Here is a 19,155-nt window from a genome sequence, read left to right as displayed (position 1 = left end):
TTATTGCACCAGATAGGGTTTGCGATAGGGTCTGGTCTGGGTGCCGAACACGTCATCCACCGGGAAATCGCCCATCAGTTGCGGGTGCATCCCCTGATTCTTGAGGTTCTGCAGGAATTTCCCAAAGCCCGACAGATCGACCATTTTCGGGGTTTCGATCAGATGCGGCGGATGGGGCGTCCCGATCTCTTCGATGATCGTGTGCAGCAGTTCCATCGGGGATTCGATGAACTCTACCAACGACCAGCGGCGCATCCGCGCCTTGGTCCAGACCGAGGTCAGAACCTCAAGCTGTTTGGTCTCGATCTGCTGCAGGCGGGCGGCCTCGGTCCGGATGTCGGCGAAATTCATGTTCGAGCGGAACAGAGGAATGGCCCAGGCCCCGGTGATGACCGAGATCTGGGCGTTCTTGTCGCGGGCCAGAAACCAGTTGATCTCTTGCGTGTCGGTCGGGCCGAACTGAAAGCACTGCCGCTCGCCCCGCGTGTTCCAGATCAGGTTCGACAAAAACGCCGTCGGGTTGTAGTCGCGCAAGGTGGCGCAGTCGCTGAGCGCACCATGGGTGATAGTTTCGCCGTTGGCGAACTCGGCCCGATCGGGGCCAAACAGATGCCCGTGCACGCGGGTTCCGGTGGCGGCGGTCAGCCAGGGCTGAAAATCTTCAAACAGTTCGGTGAACCCCTGAAACACCGAATAGGGCGATGAGGTCAGGCCGTTTTCCGACCCGTGCCGCGGAAAGCGGCCCTGCATATACAGCCCGTCGCGGCCGCGTCTGCGCCGTTCGACCGCCTTGGCGAAGACGCGGTCGATCTTGCCGGGGTTGGGTTCCGCAGGTTTCATTGCGCAGGTCTGATCGGTCAGAAAGGCCTGATACAGCCGCTCGGCCCGCCACCAGATTTTGCGGGCGACAAAGCAATCGGACCGGCGCAGCAATTGCAGGTGATCGTCGTAGAAGATGTGCGGGCGGCCTTCGTGGTCGAACTTGGACAGGGTCAGCGACCGGCTTTCGATATGCGTGGAATAAAGCCGCGCCAGCGTCTGGAAATAGCTTTCGTCGGGTATCCAGACCCGGCGGAAATAACGGTCATAGAGCTTGCGCTTGGGGTCCTGCAGGATCGCCGACAGGGTCTGGCGAGTCAGGCACCACCACTGGCTGCCCATATGCGGCACCAGCCCTTCGGGGATCTGGCGGCGCATGCCCAGCGCGCGCTGCAATTTTACATAGGCGTCGAACAGCTTGCGCTGCCTGCGCCAATAAAACGGAAACCGGAGGGTGAAGCGTTCGTGATCCAGCCCGCCAATGGTCCAGCTGACATCCGCTGTCGTCGCGCTTTCGATAAAATCGACACGGGGTCTGTCGGACAGGTAGTCGACTAGCTCCTGCACCGGGCGCAGGGGCAGGCACGCGCCCGAGGACAGAAACACATGGCGCACGTCCGGGAACCGGTCGAGCATCATCGCGGAGGCGGATTGCGAGGCGGCAACGATGCCCCAACCGCCCCATTCGCAGGTATGCCGGTCCGAGAACAGGATCAGCGGATTGTCAGCACAGGCCTCAACGAATGCGGAATAGGCACTATTAGGCACTTTGCCGTCCACATGGATCACCACCGGACAGCCCGAGGCCGCCCAGTGCCGCGCCACCTGCTCGGCCCGGTCCAGCGCTGTATGCACCAGCATGACGATGCCCAAGCTGCTCATGCCCAGTTTCCTTTCGACATGAGGCCCAGAATCTCCAGCTGTCGCCAGTTGATGTAGCGTTCGGACCAGTCGCAGTGAAAGACCGGGCTGTCCTGCAACTGCGTGGCATAGGCGCGGTATTCCGATGAACTGCTGAAATGCTGGCCGCGCTGCATCTCTTCGCGCGCCTTGTCGCCCAGCGTGCTGATCAGCTTGGCATGCAACAGCGCGCCGCTGATCTTTTCGCCGCCCCATTCGTCATAAACCTGATTCAGCCCGCGCGGCAGCAGCGCATGGGTGGAACTGACATAAACATAGCGCCGGTCCCATTTCACCAGCGGGATCTTGTTCAGCGCGGGCGCTTTTGACGGGTTGTCGCGAAAGAACACCCGCGCGCGTGGGCCACCTTGAATCCAAAGGTTCCGGTAATCGGGGTTCTTGCTGATCACGTAATTGCCCGCATCGAACCAGTTTGCGGCCTCGAACGGGTTCTGGCCTTCGCGGTAGGGGTCTGCGTCCACCGGGCCTTCGGGATACATGTCGATCAGCATGGTGCCGAAACTGCGCACACCGGTCATATCCAGCCAGTCGGTCAGCGCGCGGATGGGGCGGGTGTCGCAGAACGGGTAGACAAAGAATTCGTCCGGGTCGACGGTCAGAACCCAGTGTTTATGCGCATATTTCCGCAGTAGGTAGTTGGACCAGTCCAGCCCGTAGCCCGCTTTTTTATAGCTGGTCTTGGTTTGCCAGACCGAAACATCCGGCTGTGCTTCCAGAAACGCGGCCGTGCCGTCGTCACTGTCATTGTCGACGAACAGAAAGTGATTGATGCCCAGCGTGCGGTAGTAGTCCAGAAAGAACGGCAGGCGGATTTTTTCGTTGCGCACCACGCTCATCAGCAGGACATCGTCGCGGCGGATGGTCTGCGTGTTGTTGCTGACCGGCTTCAATTGCCGCCGTTTGCGCAGACAACGCACCAGACGGCGCTTGCGCCGCAACCTCATTCGGTATGATTCCAACAGGCTCACGCGACTGCCAAACCTATACTCCTACGCGAGCATGCCCGGGGCTGGTTCAGGCCAGAGTGGTGCCGGGCAATTGCCGTGTTATGACATTTTTGCATGTTTCGAGGCAATGAGTTTAAAACCCGTTAGTTCCCCCTAGTGGTTTTTAGCCGACGTCCCGGGCCCGTTCAGGCAAATCCGCCGGAATTCATCAGACCCAGAGCCTGCATCTGTTCCCAATCGGTGTATTTGACCGAGTGTGAAGTCCACATGTCGGGCTGATTAACAATGTCGTCGTAATAGCCTGCAAACTGGTCCGGATCGTGAAAATGCTGCCGCCTTTGTTTCTCGATCCGGGATTTTTCGATGATTTCGGGCAGGAACTTGGTGTGCAGCAAAATGCCCGAGGGGGTCTGACCGTCTGGCCCGTCATAGCCCGCGTTCAGGTGCCGGGGCAGGATGGAATGGCTGGAAATGACGTAAGCATACCGGCGCGACCATCGGATCAGGGGGATTTTGTTCAGCGTCGGCGATTTGCGCGGTGTGTCGGCAAAGAAAACCCGCTCGCGCGCGCCGCCCTGCAGCCACAGATTGCCCATCGGGCTTTGCCGCACGGCCCGGTAGGGGCCGGGGTCGAACCAATTGACCAACTCGGTCGGGTCGGTTTCGGGATCATAGCTTTGCGTGCCCAGCGGGCCCTTGGGATAAAGGTCCAGCATCAAAGCGCCAAAGGTGGTCCGGCCTGTGTCGTCCAACCATGCGGTCAGGTCGTGCAGGGATCGCGCCTCGTGATGGGCATAGATCAGCAACTCATCAGCGTCGACCATCAAGGTCCAGTGCCCGTGGCCGTAGCGCATTTGCAGCCAGGTCAGCCACAGCATCCCATAGCGCGCTTCGCGGTAGCTTGCTTGGGTCTGCCAGACCGAGACATCCGGTTGCCGCAACAGATACTCGGTACTGCCATCGTCGCTGCCATTGTCCACGAACAGAAAGTGGTTCACCCCAAGGCGGCGGTAGTGATGCAGGAACCACGGCAGGCGGGTGATTTCGTTGCGCAGGGCGGTAAAGGCCAGAATGTCGCCGGGGCCGATCCGGTTGGTGCGGTCGCTCAGGCTGGTCAAGTCGCGGCGGCTTCGGAAGGAGTGCCACAACAGCCTGCGCCGTTTCCACCGCAACCGATAGCTCTGCGCCCAGCTTATGGGCGGCAGTGTCTGGGCCGCGCTGGTCACAGACCCCTCACTTGTCGTAGTGGCCGTTCTGATGCCAGCGCCAGGCATCGCCGATCATCGTCTCTAACGTTGATCGTTTTGGCGTCCAGCCCAGTTCGGCCTCGGCCCGTACTGAGCCCGAGACAAGCTTGGTGCAATCGCCCGCCCGGCGCGGCCCGACCGAATAGGGCACGGGGCGATTGGTGACGCTGCGCGATTGTTCGATCACTTCCAGCACCGAAAAACCCGAGCCGGTGCCAAGGTTGAACACCCGGCTGCCCTTGTCCTGTTCCAGCCAGTTCAGCCCCAGTACATGGGCATCGACCAGATCGCAGACATGGACGTAATCGCGAATGCAGGTGCCGTCGGGCGTGTCGTAATCGGTGCCGAACACGGTCAGCCCGTCGCGCTTGCCGTCGATGGCGTCGAGCATCAGCGGCACCAGATGGGTTTCGGGGCGGTGGAACTCGCCCACCTCGCCATCCGGGTCCGCTCCGGCCACGTTGAAGTAGCGAAAGATCACGCTGCGCAGGCCGTGGGAGGCTTCGAAATCCCGCAGGATGTCTTCGATGGCACGTTTTGAAGCGCCATAGGCGTTCAGCGGGTGTTGCGCGGCGGTTTCGTCCAGTACCACATTGTCCTGATCGCCATAGGTCGCGCAGGTCGAGGAGAACACGAAGTTCAGACAACCTGCCGCCACCGCCGCCTCGATCAGGTTCAGCGAGCCGGTGACATTGTTCGACCAGTAGCGCCCCGGCTCGCGCATCGCCTCGCCCACCTGGCTGAGGGCAGCGAAATGCATGACGGCGGCGGGCTGGTATTCGGCAAACACCTCGTCCAGACGCGCTCGGTCCAGCAGATCGCCCTGCGCGAAGGGGCCGAATTTCACCGCGTCCTGCCAGCCGGTAACCAGATTGTCGAAGGTTACCGGCGTGTAGCCCGCCTGCGCCAGAGCCTTGCAGGCATGCGATCCGATATAGCCCGCACCGCCGGTTACAAGAATGTTCGTCATGATTTGCTCACCGTCAAGAATCCCGGCGTGTGTAGGGGGTTTGGGCGCTCAGCGCCACCGGGAAAACGGATCAATCCAACCCCATCGCGGCCATCATCGCCTCGATCTTGGGCACGTCCTGGGGGTTGTTCAATTCCCAGAACTGGCGGCCTTTGGCCTCGACCTCGACGCACAGAACGGTGCGACCGTTTTCCATGAACCGCAGTTGCTCCAGCCCCTCAAGCTGTTCCAGCGGGCCGGTGGACCATGTGGGATAGGCAGCAAGCGCGTCGGGGCGATAGGCATAAACGCCAACATGGTGGAACACAGGCGTCGGTTCGTCATCTGCATAGGTCTGCGCGGTGTAGGGTACGACCTCTTTCGAGAAATACATCGCACTATGGTCGGCAGCGAACACAGCGGTTGTCCCACCGACCCGCCCGTGTTTGCGGTCGTTCAGAAGGCCGTTCAGGGCCGCGCCATCACAGCGCAGCACCGGCGTGGCAACGCCCGCATCCGGTGCGGCGCGCAGGCCGGTGATCAGGTCTTCGACAAACCAATGCGGGGTCAGGGGGGCGTCGCCCTGCAAGTTGACCACGATATCGTAGCCTCCGCCCAGAACTTCCAGCGTCTCGGCGCAGCGTTCGGTGCCGTTGAAACACGTGTCCGAGGTCATCACCACCTCGGCGCCAAACCCCTCGGATATCTCGCGGATACGGTCGTCGTCGGTTGCGACCACCACCTTATCCACGCCCGAGACCGATTTCGCCGCCCGCCACGACCGTTCGATCAGCGTCATCGCGGTACCATTCGCTCCGGTCAGCGGCACCAAGGGCTTGCCCGGATAGCGGGATGAGGCATAACGGGCGGGGATCGCGATCAGAACGGACATCAGGCCTCCTTCAGCTCAACACCCGGAGCGTAGGCGATGAAGAACGGGTTTGCATAGGTGTCCTTGCCATAGGTCAGCGGGCTATGATCGTCGAACCGCACCACTTGACCGCCTGCACCCGCCAGCACCGCGTGGCCCGCAGCAGTATCCCATTCCATCGTCCGGCCCACACGGGGGTAGAGGTCAGCCTCACCCGTCGCGACCAGACAGAATTTCAGCGATGAGCCCGCGCTTTTGCTGTCAGCTACCTGATATTTATTGATGTAATCTTCGGTCGCCTGATCACGATGCGATTTGGACGCGACGATCAGAAGCGCGGAATTGTCCGGGTTAGACACTGATATTGGCGTTAGCGTACCTGCCTGCGCCTTATCCAGCGCGCCGGTTTCCTCGACCGACTGGCCATCGGCCTGCGTGTAGAACATGCGTCCTTTGGCCGGGGCGTAGACTACGCCGCGGGTCGGAACCCCGTTTTCCACCAGAGCGATATTGACGGTGAAATCGCCGCGCCGATTGATGAACTCCTTGGTTCCGTCCAGCGGATCAACAATCAGGAACGTATCGCCTTTTTCTGAATGCGATTCCGCCTGTTCCTCGGTCACCAGCAGGATATCGGGAAAGGCGTCGCGCAACCCGGCCGAGATCAGGGCATCGGCAGTCTCATCCGCTTCGGTCACGGGGCTGGCGTCGGATTTGACCTTTACGTCGAAATCATCCGAGTTGTAGATCTCCATGATCCTGTCGCCTGCTTCCAGGGCCAGACGCCGGATAACGGGGATAAGCGCGTCGTAGGTCACAAAAAAGCTCCGTTCCTGTGGTTTGTTGATCCAAGATCCTGACGGACTTATGATGTGCCGGTTACGGAACGGCAAGACAATGATGCCAGATTGAGGGCAACAAAGCAGGAAAGACCCACCACGTGTTCTATTTCGACCGCAACAAAACGCTGCTGGGCGGTGCGTTCACCACGGCGGAACTGGTGTTCCATGGCGTGGTGCGTGATGTGCGCGCCAGGCATTCGAATGCGGTTGTGGCGATTGTGCTGAACATTCTGCAGATCGTCCTGATGGCAATGGTGTTCTATCTGATCATGTCCTTCATGGGCACGCGCGTGGCGAAAATCCGGGGCGAGTTCATTCTGTATCTTCTGTCCGGCGTTTTCCTGTTCATGACCCATATTCAGGGCGTCAGCGCGCTGTCTAAGCTGGGCGGGCAAAACAATCCGATGATGTTGCATTCACCGATGAACGCGATGGTTATGATCCTGTCCGCCGCGTTTGGCACGCTGTACAAGCAGTTGATGTCCATTCTGGTGATCCTGTTTGTCTACAGTGTCGGCGTTGCGCCACTGGAGATGCAGGATCCCGGCGGTGCTTTTGCGATGCTGATCCTGGCCTGGTTCACCGGCTGCGCCGTGGGGCTGGTTTTCATGGCGATGAAACCGTGGTTTCCGACAACCGCAGGCATGCTCAGCAATATCTACCGCCGTATGAACATGGTGTTTTCCGGCAAGATGTTTGTCGCCAACGCGCTGGGCGGGGGGCTTTTGATGATGTTTGCCTGGAACCCGCTGTTTCACGTGATCGATCAATGCCGCGGCTTTGTGTTCCGCAATTATTTTCCACGCAACACCAGTTGGGAATATGCGCTGTGGGTCGGGATTGCCTTGCTAATGATCGGGCTGCTGGCCGAGTTCTACACCCGCCAGCATGTCTCGAAAAGCTGGAACGCCCGACGCTAGTTTGCCACCCGCATCGTCAGGTTGATCCGCCCGCCTTTCGCCAACAGCTTGGATGATCCGAACCGGATACGGTCCACCCCGTGATAGGCCAGCCGGGCCGGTCCCCCCATGATCACTACATCGCCCGAGTTCAGCCAGAGGGATTCGGTCTTGCCGCCGCGCGTCAGATTGCCGATCCGGAACAGCGCATCATCGCCCAGCGAGACGGACAGGACCGGCCAGGAAAAATCCGCCTCGTCCTTGTCCTGATGCAGACCCATCCGGGCGCCCTCGCCATAATAGTTGATCAGGCAGCAATCCGGCGCACGATCTGTGCTGACAAGATCGCGCCAGATATCAAGGATCGGGTTTGGTATACCCGGCCACGTGCCGCCCTTGGGGTGTTCGGACTGATATCGATACCCGCCTTTGTCCGTGACCCAACCCAGCGCCCCGGCCGAGGTCATGCGCACCGACATTTCCTTGCCCGAGGGCGTCACCGGGCGAAACAGCGGCGCAGCTTTCAGAATCGGGCGCAGCAGGTCGATCAGCCGCGTCTGAGCAGCCCCATCCAGATAGCCCTTTCTGATATCGAAATCCCGCAAAAGCAGCCGCGTCATTCCAGAAACCCCATTCCTTTCCAAATCCTTGCCAAAAAAGGCCTCAGATTCCCGAAAACCTGCGTTTTACGGTGCTTGCAGGCCCTTGGTCTGGCCCTTATATACGCCGGGACGCGCGATGGTGTAGTGCTGTCGCGCACATCAGATCGGGGACAGGATGCCGTAACGGGTCCGGCCCTCGGGACATCGCCTTGAAGAGAAAGGGATTGCAAAAATGGGAAAAGTAATCGGGATTGACCTCGGCACCACCAACTCGTGTGTGGCCATCATGGACGGCTCGCAGCCGAAGGTCATCGAAAACGCCGAAGGGGCGCGGACCACGCCCTCGATCGTCGCCTTCACCGAAGATGAGCGTCTGGTCGGTCAGCCTGCAAAACGTCAGGCGGTCACCAACCCCGACAACACGATCTTTGGCGTCAAGCGTCTGATCGGTCGTCGTGTGGATGATGCCGAAGTCGAAAAAGACAAGAAAATGGTGCCCTACGCCATCGTCGATGGCGGCAATGGCGACGCGTGGGTTGAAGCCCGCGGTGAAAAGTACTCCCCGAGCCAGATCTCGGCCTTCACGCTTGGCAAGATGAAGGAAACCGCCGAGAGCTATCTGGGTGAGGACGTCACACAGGCGGTCATCACCGTTCCCGCATACTTCAACGACGCCCAGCGTCAGGCCACCAAAGACGCCGGTAAAATCGCCGGTCTGGAAGTGCTGCGGATCATCAACGAACCGACAGCGGCTGCTCTGGCTTATGGTCTGGACAAGGAAGAAACCCAAACCATCGCGGTTTATGACCTTGGCGGCGGTACCTTCGACGTGACCATTCTGGAAATCGACGACGGCCTGTTCGAGGTCAAATCGACCAACGGCGACACCTTCCTGGGTGGTGAAGACTTTGACATGCGCATCGTCAACTACCTGGCGGATGAGTTCAAAAAAGAGCATGGCGTCGATCTGTCTGCCGATAAGATGGCCCTGCAGCGTCTGAAAGAAGCCGCTGAGAAAGCCAAGATCGAGCTGTCCTCGACCTCGCAAACCGAAATCAACCAACCGTTCATCTCGATGGGTTCGAACGGCCAGCCGCTGCACATGGTCATGAAACTGACCCGTGCCAAGCTGGAATCGTTGGTTGCGGACCTGATCAAAAAGTCGATGAAGCCCTGTCAGGCGGCCCTGAAAGACGCAGGCCTGTCGGCTGGCGACGTCGATGAGGTCGTTCTGGTCGGTGGTATGACCCGGATGCCGAAAGTCATCGAAGAGGTCACCAAATTCTTCGGTAAAGAGCCGCATAAAGGTGTGAACCCGGACGAAGTGGTTGCCATGGGCGCCGCCATTCAGGCTGGTGTTCTGCAGGGCGACGTCAAAGACGTGGTTCTGCTGGACGTGACCCCGCTGTCGCTGGGCATCGAGACGCTGGGTGGCGTGTTCACCCGCCTGATCGACCGCAACACGACAATTCCGACCAAGAAGTCTCAGGTCTTCTCGACCGCCGAAGACAACCAGAACGCCGTGACCATCCGCGTGTTCCAGGGTGAGCGTGAAATGGCTGCGGACAACAAGATCCTGGGTCAGTTCAACCTCGAAGACATCCCGCCCGCACCCCGCGGCATGCCTCAGATCGAGGTGACTTTTGACATCGACGCCAACGGTATTGTCTCGGTTTCGGCCAAGGACAAAGGTACGGGCAAAGAGCAGAAGATCACCATTCAGGCCTCGGGCGGTCTGTCCGATGACGATATCGAAAAGATGGTCAAGGACGCCGAAGAGAACGCGGAAGCCGACAAGGAACGCCGCGAGCTGGTCGACGCCAAGAACCAGGCGGAAAGCCTGATCCACTCGACCGAGAAGTCGATGGAGGAACACGCCGACAAGGTCGACCCGACCACCATCGAAGCCATCGAGCTGGCCATTGCCGCACTGAAGGACGAACTGGAAACTGAAAATGCCGACAAGATCAAGTCCGGCATCCAGAACGTGACTGAGGCTGCGATGAAGCTGGGTGAAGCCATCTACAAGGCGGAGGCCGAAGAGGGCGAAGAAGAGCCCGCAGCTGCGGATGCGGCTCCTGGCGATGATGACATTGTCGACGCCGAGTTCGAAGATCTGGACGACGACAAGCGTAACTAACGGGTAACCGGGCCAATGCGGGCCGGTCCGGACACCGGGCCGGCCCAAATACGTTGAGGCATAAGGAAACACTGATGTCAAAACGCGACTATTACGATGTGCTCGGCGTAGCCAAGGGCGCATCGGCGGACGAGATCAAAAAGGGTTTTCGCAAGAAGGCCAAGGAACTGCATCCCGACCGCAACAAAGACAACCCGGATGCCGAGGCGCAGTTCAAGGAAGCCAACGAGGCTTATGACGTGTTGCGCGATGCAGACAAAAAAGCCGCCTATGACCGCTTTGGCCACGCCGCCTTTGAAAACGGCATGGGTGGCGGTGGCCGTCCCGGCGGCGGCTTCGGTCAGGGCGATTTCTCCAGCGCCTTCTCGGACGTGTTCGATGACCTGTTCGGCGATTTCATGGGTGGTCAGCAACGCGGTGGCGGTGGACGCCGCGCCGCGCGCGGGTCCGACCTGCGCTACAACCTGCGCGTGACGCTGGAAGAGGCTTTTTCCGGCCTGCAGAAAACCATCAATGTGCCCGCCGCCGTGGCCTGTTCGGCCTGTGACGGTTCGGGCGCCGAAGGCGGTGTCGAACCGACTACCTGTCCCACTTGTTCTGGGATGGGTAAGGTCCGTGCGCAGCAGGGCTTCTTCACCGTTGAACGGACATGTCCAACCTGTTCCGGTCTGGGCCAGATCATCAAGAACCCCTGCAAATCATGCAATGGCGCAGGTCGCGTCGAAAAAGAACGCGCCCTGTCCGTCAACATCCCCGCAGGGGTCGAAACCGGCACCCGCATCCGCCTTGCGGGCGAAGGCGAAGCCGGAATGCGCGGCGGCCCTCCGGGCGATCTCTATATCTTTGTCGAGGTCTCGGACCACAAACTGTTCGAACGCGACAGCGTGAACCTCTATTGCCGCGTGCCGGTCAGTATGGCCAAGGCGGCACTTGGCGGTTCGATCGAAGTGCCGACAATCGATGGCGGCCGCGGTCGCGTACAGATTCCTGCAGGCAGTCAGTCTGGCCGCCAGATGCGCTTGCGTGGCAAGGGCATGCCCGCTCTGCGTGGTGGGAGTGTCGGCGACATGTTCATCGAGCTGGCCGTAGAAACGCCGGTCAACCTGACCAGCCGCCAGAAAGAACTGCTGAAAGAATTTGATGATCTGGGGGAAGACAACCATCCGGAATCGAAAAGCTTTTTCTCATCCGTCAAATCCTTCTGGGATGGAATGAAAGGCTGATAGGTCGGAATTCGGGGGCTCTGCCCCCGCCGCGTCAGGCCGCGACTCCCCCGGGATATTTAGAGCCAGATGAAGCAGGGGATCCGTTCTTCATCTGGCCAAAAATATCCCGGAGCGCGAGGCAGAGCCTCGCAAAAACCCCTTGATTCTTTGTGCTGCGCCTGAGATGTTCCGCGCCAACCGTTGGGGTGCCCTTTTGAAAGGGCTGAGAGGTGCGGCTGCATCAACCCATCGAACCTGATCCGGGCAATTCCGGCGGAGGGAACGGTCTTAACACGTCAGACGTTTTCCACGCCCCCGTTGCCCAACAGAGATGGAGCACACGGATGGCACCTATTGCGATGACGATTGCCGGGTCGGACAGCGGCGGCGGAGCCGGGATTCAGGCAGACCTGAAAGCCATGTCGGCGCTAGGTGTCTATGGGGCCAGTGTGATTACCGCTGTGACCGCGCAGAACACGCAGGCCGTGACAGCGGTGCATGGCATCCCGCTGGATGTCATCACCGCGCAGATCGATGCGGTTCTTGGCGATCTGGACGTGCGCGCGATCAAGATCGGGATGCTGGCCACGCCCGAGATCATTCACGCCGTCGCAGGGGCGATTTCGGAATTCGAGGGACCCATTGTGCTGGACCCGGTGATGATCGCGAAATCAGGGGACGCGCTGCTGGCTGATGAAGCGGTGCAGACTCTGCGCGAAGTCCTGCTGCCGCGCGCGACGGTGCTGACACCGAACCTACCGGAGGCGGCGCGCCTGCTGGATCAACCCTCTGCCGAGACGCCGGAAGATATGATCGCGCAAGGCCTTGCGCTGTGCGGGCTGGGGGCGAAGTCCGTTCTGATGAAAGGCGGGCATGGGGCCGGGGATGTCTGTCATGACCTTTTGATGGATAGCTCGGGTGTGGTGGGGGAATTCCAAGCGCCGCGGCAGAACACGAAGAATACCCATGGCACGGGTTGCACCTTGTCCTCGTCGATCGCTGCGGGGCTGGCCCAAGGTCTTTCCCTGACAGACGCGGTGGCGCAGGCGCATCATTATCTGCAAGGCGCGATCTCGGCGGCGGACGATCTGAGGATCGGGCAGGGGCACGGTCCCGTGCATCACTTCCATCGGATCTGGCCTGCGTGACCGTCTGGTCCGTCATAGGCGCGGGTGTTGCCGGATTGGCTGTCGCCAGCGAGCTTGTCTCGCGCGGGGTGGCGGTGCAGGTGTTCGATCCCGGTGGTCTTCCGGGCCCGCACGGGTGTTCGTGGTGGGCTGGCGGGATGCTGGCGCCGTGGTGCGAATATGAAAACGCCGAGGAACCTGTCTTGCGGCTGGGCCAGCAGGCCATCGATTGGTGGGCGGCCCGGACCGCGGTGCAGCGGCGGGGGACATTGGTGGTTGCCAATACGCGCGATGTGCCGGACCTGCGCCGGTTTGCGCGCCGGACGCAGGGGTTTCAGGATGTAGATCAGGCAGAAATCAGCGATTTAGAGTCTGATCTGCACGGGTTCGGCAAGGGCCTCTATTTCAAGGACGAAGCGCATGTGGAGCCGCGACAGGCGTTGCGCGACCTGTACGGCGACCTGAAGGACAAGGGCGTCACGTTTCACCGGAAACTCGCCCCCGCCCGACTGGACCAGGCCATCGATTGCCGCGGCCTGCATGCCCGTGAGGTGCTGCATGATCTGCGCGGCGTGAAGGGTGAGATGCTGGTGATCCGCTGCCCGGACGTGACCCTGACCCGGCCCGTGCGGCTGCTGCATCCGCGCATGCCGCTCTATATCGTGCCGCGCGGCGACGGCATCTACATGCTGGGCGCGACGATGATCGAGTCCGAGGATAGCAGCCGGATCACCGCACGCTCGATGCTGGAACTGCTCAGTGCGGCCTATGCGCTGAACCCTGCATTCGGCGAGGCCGAGGTTCTGGAAATCGGCGTCGATCTGCGCCCGGCATTTCCCGATAACCTGCCGCGTATCCGGCGCTTGGGGCGGACGATCTATGCCAATGGCCTCTATCGCCATGGCTATCTGCTGGCCCCGGCGCTGGCGCAGGGCGTCGCCGACCTGGCGCTTGAGAACAAACATTCGGAGATGGTCGATGAAGATCGTGTTTAACGGCGAGACGCGCGAGGTGCGGGCGGAAACGCTGGCCGAGGTGCTGGAGGAATGCGGACTCTCGGGCCGAGTCGCGACGGCTGTGAACGAAAGCTTTGTGCCCTCCAGCCTGCGCGCGGCTCATAAACTGGCCGATGGCGACCGAGTTGAGGTCGTCGCGCCGATGCAGGGAGGCTGACGGATGAAACGGTTTTATGGCACCGAGCTGCCCAACCCGCTGATGCTGGGCACCGCGCAATATCCCAGCCCGGCCATACTGGAACAGGCGTTCCGCGAAAGTTGTGCGGGAGTGGCCACAGTGTCTCTGCGCCGCGAATCCGGCGCGGGGCAGACCTTCTGGCAGATGATTCAGGACCTCGGCGTTCTGATCCTGCCCAACACCGCGGGCTGCCACACGGTGAAAGAGGCCGTGACCACCGCCCAGATGGCACGCGAGGTGTTTGATACCAACTGGATCAAGCTGGAACTGATCGGCCACACGGACAGCCTGCAGCCGGATGTGTTCCAACTGGTCGAGGCCGCGCGCATTCTGACCGAGGATGGGTTTCAGGTCTTCCCCTACACCACCGACGATCTGATCGTGGGCGAGCGTCTGCTGACCGCCGGGTGCGAGGTGCTGATGCCCTGGGGTGCGCCGATTGGCTCGGGGCGGGGGTTGAACAACGAATACGCTCTGCGCGCGATGCGGGCTGAATTTCCTGATGTGCCGCTGGTCATCGACGCAGGTATCGGCCTGCCTAGCCACGCCGCCCATGCGATGGAACTGGGCTATGATGCCGTTCTGCTGAACACCGCCGTTGCCCGCGCCGGGGATCCGGCAATGATGGCCCGCGCCATGATGCGCGCGATTGAGGCCGGGCAACTGGCCCATCAGGCCGACCCGATCGAGGCGCGCGATATGGCCGAACCCTCAACCCCAGTGATCGGAAAGGCCTTTCTGTCATGACGCTGGATCGTTTCTATCCGATCTTTGATCACTCTGACTGGTTGCGCCGGATGCTGCCTTTGGGCGTGAAGCTGGTACAGTTGCGCGTCAAGGATCAGCCCGAGGGTGTGGTGCGCGACCAGATTGCCACCTCGCGCGATCTGTGCCGGGACCATGGCGCGGTGCTGGTGGTGAATGACTATTGGCAGCAGGCGATTGATCTGGGCTGCGATTGGATTCACTTGGGGCAGGAGGATCTGGACGATGCCGATCTGAAAGCCATCCGTAGGGCGGGGCTGAAGCTGGGCGTCTCGACCCATGACGATGATGAATTGGAACGGGTGTTGGCCATGGACCCCGATTATGTCGCTCTGGGCCCGGTCTATCCGACCATCCTGAAAAAGATGAAATGGCATCAGCAGGGCCTGCCGCGTGTGACCGAATGGAAGGCGCGCGTTGGCGATATCCCTCTGGTCGGCATCGGTGGGATGAGCGTCGAACGCGCGCCTAGCGTCCTGCAGGCGGGGGCGGATATCGTCTCGGTCGTCACCGATATCATCCTGAACGACGACCCCGAGGCGCGGGTGCGCCAATGGATCGAGGTCACCAGATGAGCCGTTATGCCCGCCAAACCCTGCTGTCCGAGGTCGGGCCCAAGGGGCAGGCGCTTCTGTCCTCGACACGGGTTCTGGTGGTGGGGGCCGGAGGGCTGGCTGCGCCGGTCTTGCCGCTGTTGGCCGGGGCTGGAGTCGGGCGGATCACCATTGCGGATGGGGATACGGTCGACCTGTCGAACCTGCACCGCCAGACGTTGTTTGCCGAGGCGGACTGCGGCCAGCCCAAAGCCGAAATCGCTGCGGATCGGTGCCGCGCCTTAAATGGCGAAATCGCCGTGGCTGGTCAGAAAGGGGCTCTAACAAGTGAAAATTCAGCCAGTTTTGTGGCGCAAGCAGACGTGATCCTCGATTGCGCCGACAGCTATGCGGCCAGCTATATCCTGTCGGACACCTGTCTGGCGCAGGGCAAACCGCTGATCAGCGCCTCGGTTCTTGGGCTGTCGGGTTATGTCGGTGGGTTTTGTGGCGGTGCGCCATCGCTGCGGGCGTTGTTCCCTGATGCGCCTGATAGCGGGGCCAGTTGTGCCACCGCAGGCGTTCTGGGCCCGGTGGTTGGAACCATCGGTACGATGCAGGCGCAGATGGCGCTGAATCTGATTTTGGGCATCGATCCGTCGCCTCTGGGTCAGATGGTCCAATATGATGGCCGCACCTTACGCAGCAGCGGGTTCCGCTTTGATGATGCCCCCGAACCCAATAGCTGTTTCCGCTTTCTCTCGGCCAGCCAACTGACGGCTGAGGACCAGATCATCGAACTGCGCGACGTTGACGAAGCACCGACCCCTGTGCATCCCAGCGCGCAGCGCGTTTCGCCCGAAGGATTGTACAAAATGGACCCTAACAAGGGAAAACGACTGGCGCTGTGTTGTGCCACCGGCCTGCGCGCATGGCGCGCTGCCGAACAGATTAAACCGGATTGGCCGGGCGAGATTGTCCTCGTCGCGGCCTCAACCTCGTGAAAGAAGGAAACGCGAGACATGAAGAAACTGATCGCTGCAATTGCCCTGCTGGCCGCCGCGCCCGCCTGGGCCGAGGACAAGATGACCGTCCTGCTGGACTGGTTCATCAACCCCGATCACGGCCCCATCATCGTGGCGCAGGAAAACGGCTATTTCGCCGAGCAGGGGCTTGAGGTTGAAATCGTCCCGCCCGCCGACCCGTCCGCCCCGCCTCGTCTAGTGGCCGCCGGTCAGGCTGATCTGGCCGTGTCCTACCAGCCGCAATTGCACCTGCAAATCCACGAAGGCCTGCAGCTGAAACGTGTGGGCACTCTGGTCGCGACGCCGCTGAACTGCCTGCTGGTGCTGCAGGACGGCCCGATCAAATCGCCCGCCGACCTCAAGGGAAAGAAGATCGGCTTTTCCGTTGCCGGTGTGGAAGAGGCCGTTCTGGGCACCGTGCTGGGCAAATACGGCGTGACGCTGGACGAGGTCGAGATGATCAATGTGAACTTCTCGCTCTCGCCTTCGCTGATGTCCGGACAGGTGGATGCGGTGATCGGTGCCTACCGGAACTTTGAGTTGAACCAGATGGACATCGAAGGCGTCCCCGGCACCTGTTTCTATATCGAGGAAGAAGGCGTGCCGCCCTATGACGAGCTGATCTATGTCGCCAACCCCGAGACGATGGATATCGACAAAGTCACCCGTTTCCTCGCCGCGACCGAGAAGGCCACGCAATATATCGTCAACAACCCGGAAAAAAGCTGGGAGATTTTCGCCGCCACCTCGACCGAACTACAGGACGAATTGAACGCCCGCGCCTGGGTCGACACGCTGCCGCGCTTTGCCCTGCGCCCGGCGGGTCTTGAGGCCGGTCGCTATGCCCGGTTCGAGCAATTCCTGAACGACAGCGGCATGATCGACAGCATCAATCCGGTCAGCGACATCGCCATCGACGTGACCGCGCAATGAGCGGGTATGGCAAAGCCTTCGCCCTGATGCGCGATGCCGCGCAGGGCCCGTGGCGGGACTATACCCGCCACGCCTTTGTCGAAGGGTTGAAGGACGGAACGCTGCCGCGCGCGGCGTTCCTGCACTATCTGCGGCAGGATTATGTGTTCCTGATCCATTTCTCGCGCGCCTGGGCGCTGGCGGTGGTGAAATCGGAAACGCATATGGAAATGCTGACCGCCGTTGGCACCGTGAATGCGCTGGTCGCCGAGGAAATGCAGCTGCATATCGGCATTTGCGAGGCGGCAGGGATCTCGCAAGAGGACCTGTTTGCAACCCCCGAACGGGCCGAGAATCTGGCCTATACCCGCTTCGTGCTCGAGGCAGGGTACAGCGGTGATCTGCTCGACCTGTTGGCGGCGCTTGCGCCCTGCGTGATGGGCTATGGCGAGATCGGCGCGCGGCTGGCGGTTGAGGCGACCTCGGACACCTATCGCGACTGGATCAACACCTATGCCGGTGAGGATTACCAAGGCGCGTGTCAGGCGGTCGGGGAACTGCTGGATCAGGCCCTAACACGGCGTATTGGGGCAGATTTCGAAGCCTCTCCGCGCTGGGATCGTCTGTGTGAGACCTTCAAGACGGCCACAGCTTTGGAGGTTAATTTCTGGCAAATGGGCCTGACGCCGTGACCCAAGCGCCCGATCTGACCATCAGCGGCACGGCCACTATCGACGGCGCGACCTTGTTCGCGCCGTTGACCCTGACCCTCGGGTCCGGGGCGTGGACTTGCCTGCTGGGCGGATCGGGCGTTGGCAAAACCACCGTTCTGCGGCTGATTGCCGGTTTGGAGACGGGGGCCGAATTCAGCGGTCAGATCAGCGCCAGCGACGGCCAGCCAGTACCCGAGCGCGTGGCCTATATGGCGCAGGACGATCTTTTGCTGCCTTGGGCGACAGTGGCACAAAACGTCTCGCTGGGTGCGCGTTTGCGGGGCGAAACCGTCGATCTGAACCGCCGGGATCGGCTGATCGAGCGGATGCGCCTGCAGGATCACCTGACCAAGAAACCTGCCGAACTTTCGGGCGGTCAGCGGCAACGCGTGGCCCTCGCCCGGACGCTGATGGAGGACCGCCCCATCGTGCTGCTGGACGAGCCCTTTTCAGCCCTCGACGCCCGCACCCGTGCCGACATGCAGGATTTGGCCGCCGAGGTACTACAAGGCCGCACCGTTCTGCTGGTCACCCATGACCCGGCCGAGGCCGCGCGTCTGGGCCAGTCCATCGTGGTGATGACCCAGCACGGCCTGACGCCCTGCGATCCGCCCGCAGCCCCCGCGCCGCGCCATGTGGACGATCTTGAGACCTTGGAAACGCAAGGCGCGCTGCTGAAACTGCTGCGGGAAGGGGCATGAAAGCCCTATCCGCCCTTGCTGCAACCGTGTTTGCGCTGGCCGTCTGGCAGGCGATTGTCAGCCTGACAGGCCTGCCGAAATTCATCCTGCCGGGCCCGGCGCTGGTCGCCGAGACATGGTGGCAGAACCGCTGGCTGATTGCCGAGCACACATGGATCACGGCGGTTGAGGTGGTCATCGGTCTGGCCGTCGGAACCGTGTTGGGCGTGGTGACAGCGCTGCAATTGGCCAACTCGCGGGCCGCGCGGGTTTTGGTGCAGCCGATGCTGGTGTTCACGCAGGCGCTGCCGGTCTTTGCGCTAGCTCCGTTGCTGACCCTGTGGCTGGGCTATGGGCTTTGGTCCAAAGTCGCGATGGCGGTTCTGATCATCTATTTCCCGATCACCTCATCCTTTTTTGATGGACTGATGCGGACCCCTGCGGGCTATCTGGACTTGGCCCGCACCATGCAGGCGAGCCCGCGCAGCGTTCTGTGGCATATCCGCATTCCCGCCGCTTTGCCTTCGCTTGCTTCCGGGATGCGCCTCGCGGCGGTTTATGCACCAATCGGGGCGGTGATTGGCGAATGGGTCGGGTCCTCACAGGGGTTGGGCTATCTGATGCTGCTGGCCAATGGCCGTGCCAAGACCGATCTGATGTTCGCGGCGATGCTGACGCTGGGCGTGTTCTCGATTGTACTGCACATGATCATCCGCCGCGCCACCGCGCGCATGGCGGGTGAGGCGCGTTAACACTTCGGAAAC

Annotated in this window: 20 protein-coding genes and 1 riboswitch; of the genes, 13 read left to right on the top strand and 7 right to left on the bottom strand. The window is 61.1% G+C overall.

What is annotated here, in order from left to right:
- The 6 genes from ACR0JN_RS10205 to cysQ all read right to left on the bottom strand — a co-directional run bounded on the left by ACR0JN_RS10205 (nucleotide 1) and on the right by cysQ (nucleotide 6,572).
- The gene (locus tag ACR0JN_RS10205) at nucleotides 1-1,701 is read right to left on the bottom strand and encodes a DUF5927 domain-containing protein (RefSeq protein ID WP_480885413.1); all 1,701 of its coding nucleotides are present in this window, start codon (nucleotides 1,699-1,701) and stop codon (nucleotides 1-3) included.
- Nucleotides 1,698-2,684 (bottom strand): glycosyltransferase family 2 protein, encoded by a 987-nt coding sequence (locus ACR0JN_RS10200; protein WP_480885412.1) that lies wholly within the window; start codon nucleotides 2,682-2,684, stop codon nucleotides 1,698-1,700. Before ACR0JN_RS10200 ends, ACR0JN_RS10205 begins: the two co-directional genes overlap by 4 nt.
- A gap of 188 nt (nucleotides 2,685-2,872) precedes the next feature.
- The gene (locus ACR0JN_RS10195; protein ID WP_480818061.1) at nucleotides 2,873-3,961 is read right to left on the bottom strand and encodes a glycosyltransferase family 2 protein; all 1,089 of its coding nucleotides are present in this window, start codon (nucleotides 3,959-3,961) and stop codon (nucleotides 2,873-2,875) included.
- Nucleotides 3,921-4,904, bottom strand: coding sequence for a UDP-glucose 4-epimerase GalE (galE, locus tag ACR0JN_RS10190; protein ID WP_480818060.1), 984 nt, complete (start codon nucleotides 4,902-4,904; stop codon nucleotides 3,921-3,923). Before galE ends, ACR0JN_RS10195 begins: the two co-directional genes overlap by 41 nt.
- 70 nt (nucleotides 4,905-4,974) lie before the next feature.
- The gene (locus ACR0JN_RS10185; RefSeq protein WP_480885411.1) at nucleotides 4,975-5,775 is read right to left on the bottom strand and encodes a 3-deoxy-manno-octulosonate cytidylyltransferase family protein; all 801 of its coding nucleotides are present in this window, start codon (nucleotides 5,773-5,775) and stop codon (nucleotides 4,975-4,977) included.
- A complete protein-coding gene (gene cysQ, locus ACR0JN_RS10180) occupies nucleotides 5,775-6,572 on the bottom strand; it encodes a 3'(2'),5'-bisphosphate nucleotidase CysQ (protein WP_480885410.1) in 798 nt (265 codons plus the stop codon). Before cysQ ends, ACR0JN_RS10185 begins: the two co-directional genes overlap by 1 nt.
- A 122-nt stretch (nucleotides 6,573-6,694) precedes the next feature.
- Between cysQ and ACR0JN_RS10175 the strand changes: the two genes are divergently transcribed.
- Nucleotides 6,695-7,516, top strand: coding sequence for an ABC transporter permease (locus ACR0JN_RS10175; protein ID WP_480818057.1), 822 nt, complete (start codon nucleotides 6,695-6,697; stop codon nucleotides 7,514-7,516).
- Here ACR0JN_RS10175 and ACR0JN_RS10170 read toward each other — a convergent pair.
- Entirely contained in the window at nucleotides 7,513-8,115 is a 603-nt protein-coding gene (locus tag ACR0JN_RS10170; RefSeq protein ID WP_480885409.1) for an alpha-ketoglutarate-dependent dioxygenase AlkB family protein, read from the bottom strand. The two genes, ACR0JN_RS10175 and ACR0JN_RS10170, sit on opposite strands and share 4 nt — an antisense overlap.
- A 214-nt stretch (nucleotides 8,116-8,329) precedes the next feature.
- Here ACR0JN_RS10170 and dnaK point away from each other — a divergent pair, with 214 nt between their 5' ends.
- From dnaK to ACR0JN_RS10110, 12 genes are all read left to right on the top strand, one after another.
- Nucleotides 8,330-10,237: a molecular chaperone DnaK gene (gene dnaK, locus ACR0JN_RS10165; protein WP_480818055.1), complete on the top strand. Its 1,908-nt coding sequence runs from the start codon at nucleotides 8,330-8,332 to the stop codon at nucleotides 10,235-10,237.
- Nucleotides 10,238-10,311: 74 nt separating this feature from the next.
- Nucleotides 10,312-11,460, top strand: a complete 1,149-nt coding sequence (gene dnaJ, locus ACR0JN_RS10160) for a molecular chaperone DnaJ (RefSeq protein WP_480818054.1) — start codon at nucleotides 10,312-10,314, stop codon at nucleotides 11,458-11,460.
- 174 nt (nucleotides 11,461-11,634) lie between these two features.
- A riboswitch (TPP riboswitch) is annotated at nucleotides 11,635-11,741 on the top strand.
- Between the two features lie 45 nt (nucleotides 11,742-11,786).
- Nucleotides 11,787-12,590: a bifunctional hydroxymethylpyrimidine kinase/phosphomethylpyrimidine kinase gene (gene thiD / locus ACR0JN_RS10155; RefSeq protein ID WP_480885408.1), complete on the top strand. Its 804-nt coding sequence runs from the start codon at nucleotides 11,787-11,789 to the stop codon at nucleotides 12,588-12,590.
- Nucleotides 12,587-13,564, top strand: a complete 978-nt coding sequence (locus ACR0JN_RS10150; protein ID WP_480885407.1) for an FAD-dependent oxidoreductase — start codon at nucleotides 12,587-12,589, stop codon at nucleotides 13,562-13,564. Before thiD ends, ACR0JN_RS10150 begins: the two co-directional genes overlap by 4 nt.
- The gene (gene thiS, locus ACR0JN_RS10145; protein WP_480885406.1) at nucleotides 13,548-13,742 is read left to right on the top strand and encodes a sulfur carrier protein ThiS; all 195 of its coding nucleotides are present in this window, start codon (nucleotides 13,548-13,550) and stop codon (nucleotides 13,740-13,742) included. The genes ACR0JN_RS10150 and thiS overlap by 17 nt, the downstream gene beginning before the upstream one ends.
- A gap of 3 nt (nucleotides 13,743-13,745) precedes the next feature.
- The gene (locus tag ACR0JN_RS10140) at nucleotides 13,746-14,510 is read left to right on the top strand and encodes a thiazole synthase (protein WP_480885405.1); all 765 of its coding nucleotides are present in this window, start codon (nucleotides 13,746-13,748) and stop codon (nucleotides 14,508-14,510) included.
- Complete coding sequence (locus tag ACR0JN_RS10135; protein WP_480885404.1) at nucleotides 14,507-15,103, top strand: thiamine phosphate synthase; 597 nt, start codon at nucleotides 14,507-14,509, stop codon at nucleotides 15,101-15,103. The genes ACR0JN_RS10140 and ACR0JN_RS10135 overlap by 4 nt, the downstream gene beginning before the upstream one ends.
- Complete coding sequence (locus ACR0JN_RS10130; RefSeq protein ID WP_480885403.1) at nucleotides 15,100-16,065, top strand: HesA/MoeB/ThiF family protein; 966 nt, start codon at nucleotides 15,100-15,102, stop codon at nucleotides 16,063-16,065. Before ACR0JN_RS10135 ends, ACR0JN_RS10130 begins: the two co-directional genes overlap by 4 nt.
- 18 nt (nucleotides 16,066-16,083) lie before the next feature.
- On the top strand, nucleotides 16,084-17,019 hold the full coding sequence (locus ACR0JN_RS10125; RefSeq protein ID WP_480885402.1) for an ABC transporter substrate-binding protein: 936 nt from the start codon (nucleotides 16,084-16,086) through the stop codon (nucleotides 17,017-17,019).
- Nucleotides 17,016-17,690, top strand: a complete 675-nt coding sequence (gene tenA / locus ACR0JN_RS10120) for a thiaminase II (protein WP_480885401.1) — start codon at nucleotides 17,016-17,018, stop codon at nucleotides 17,688-17,690. Before ACR0JN_RS10125 ends, tenA begins: the two co-directional genes overlap by 4 nt.
- Complete coding sequence (locus ACR0JN_RS10115) at nucleotides 17,687-18,412, top strand: ABC transporter ATP-binding protein (protein WP_480885400.1); 726 nt, start codon at nucleotides 17,687-17,689, stop codon at nucleotides 18,410-18,412. The genes tenA and ACR0JN_RS10115 overlap by 4 nt, the downstream gene beginning before the upstream one ends.
- Nucleotides 18,409-19,143 carry an ABC transporter permease gene (locus ACR0JN_RS10110; RefSeq protein ID WP_480885399.1) on the top strand — a complete coding sequence of 245 codons (735 nt, stop codon included), beginning with the start codon at nucleotides 18,409-18,411 and terminating at the stop codon, nucleotides 19,141-19,143. Before ACR0JN_RS10115 ends, ACR0JN_RS10110 begins: the two co-directional genes overlap by 4 nt.
- Nucleotides 19,144-19,155: the final 12 nt, after the last annotated feature.

It is taken from the genome of Ruegeria sp. G12 (assembly GCF_056533565.1).
The sequence above is the reverse complement of the archived record's forward strand: the minus strand, read 5'-3'. Positions and strand labels throughout refer to the sequence as shown.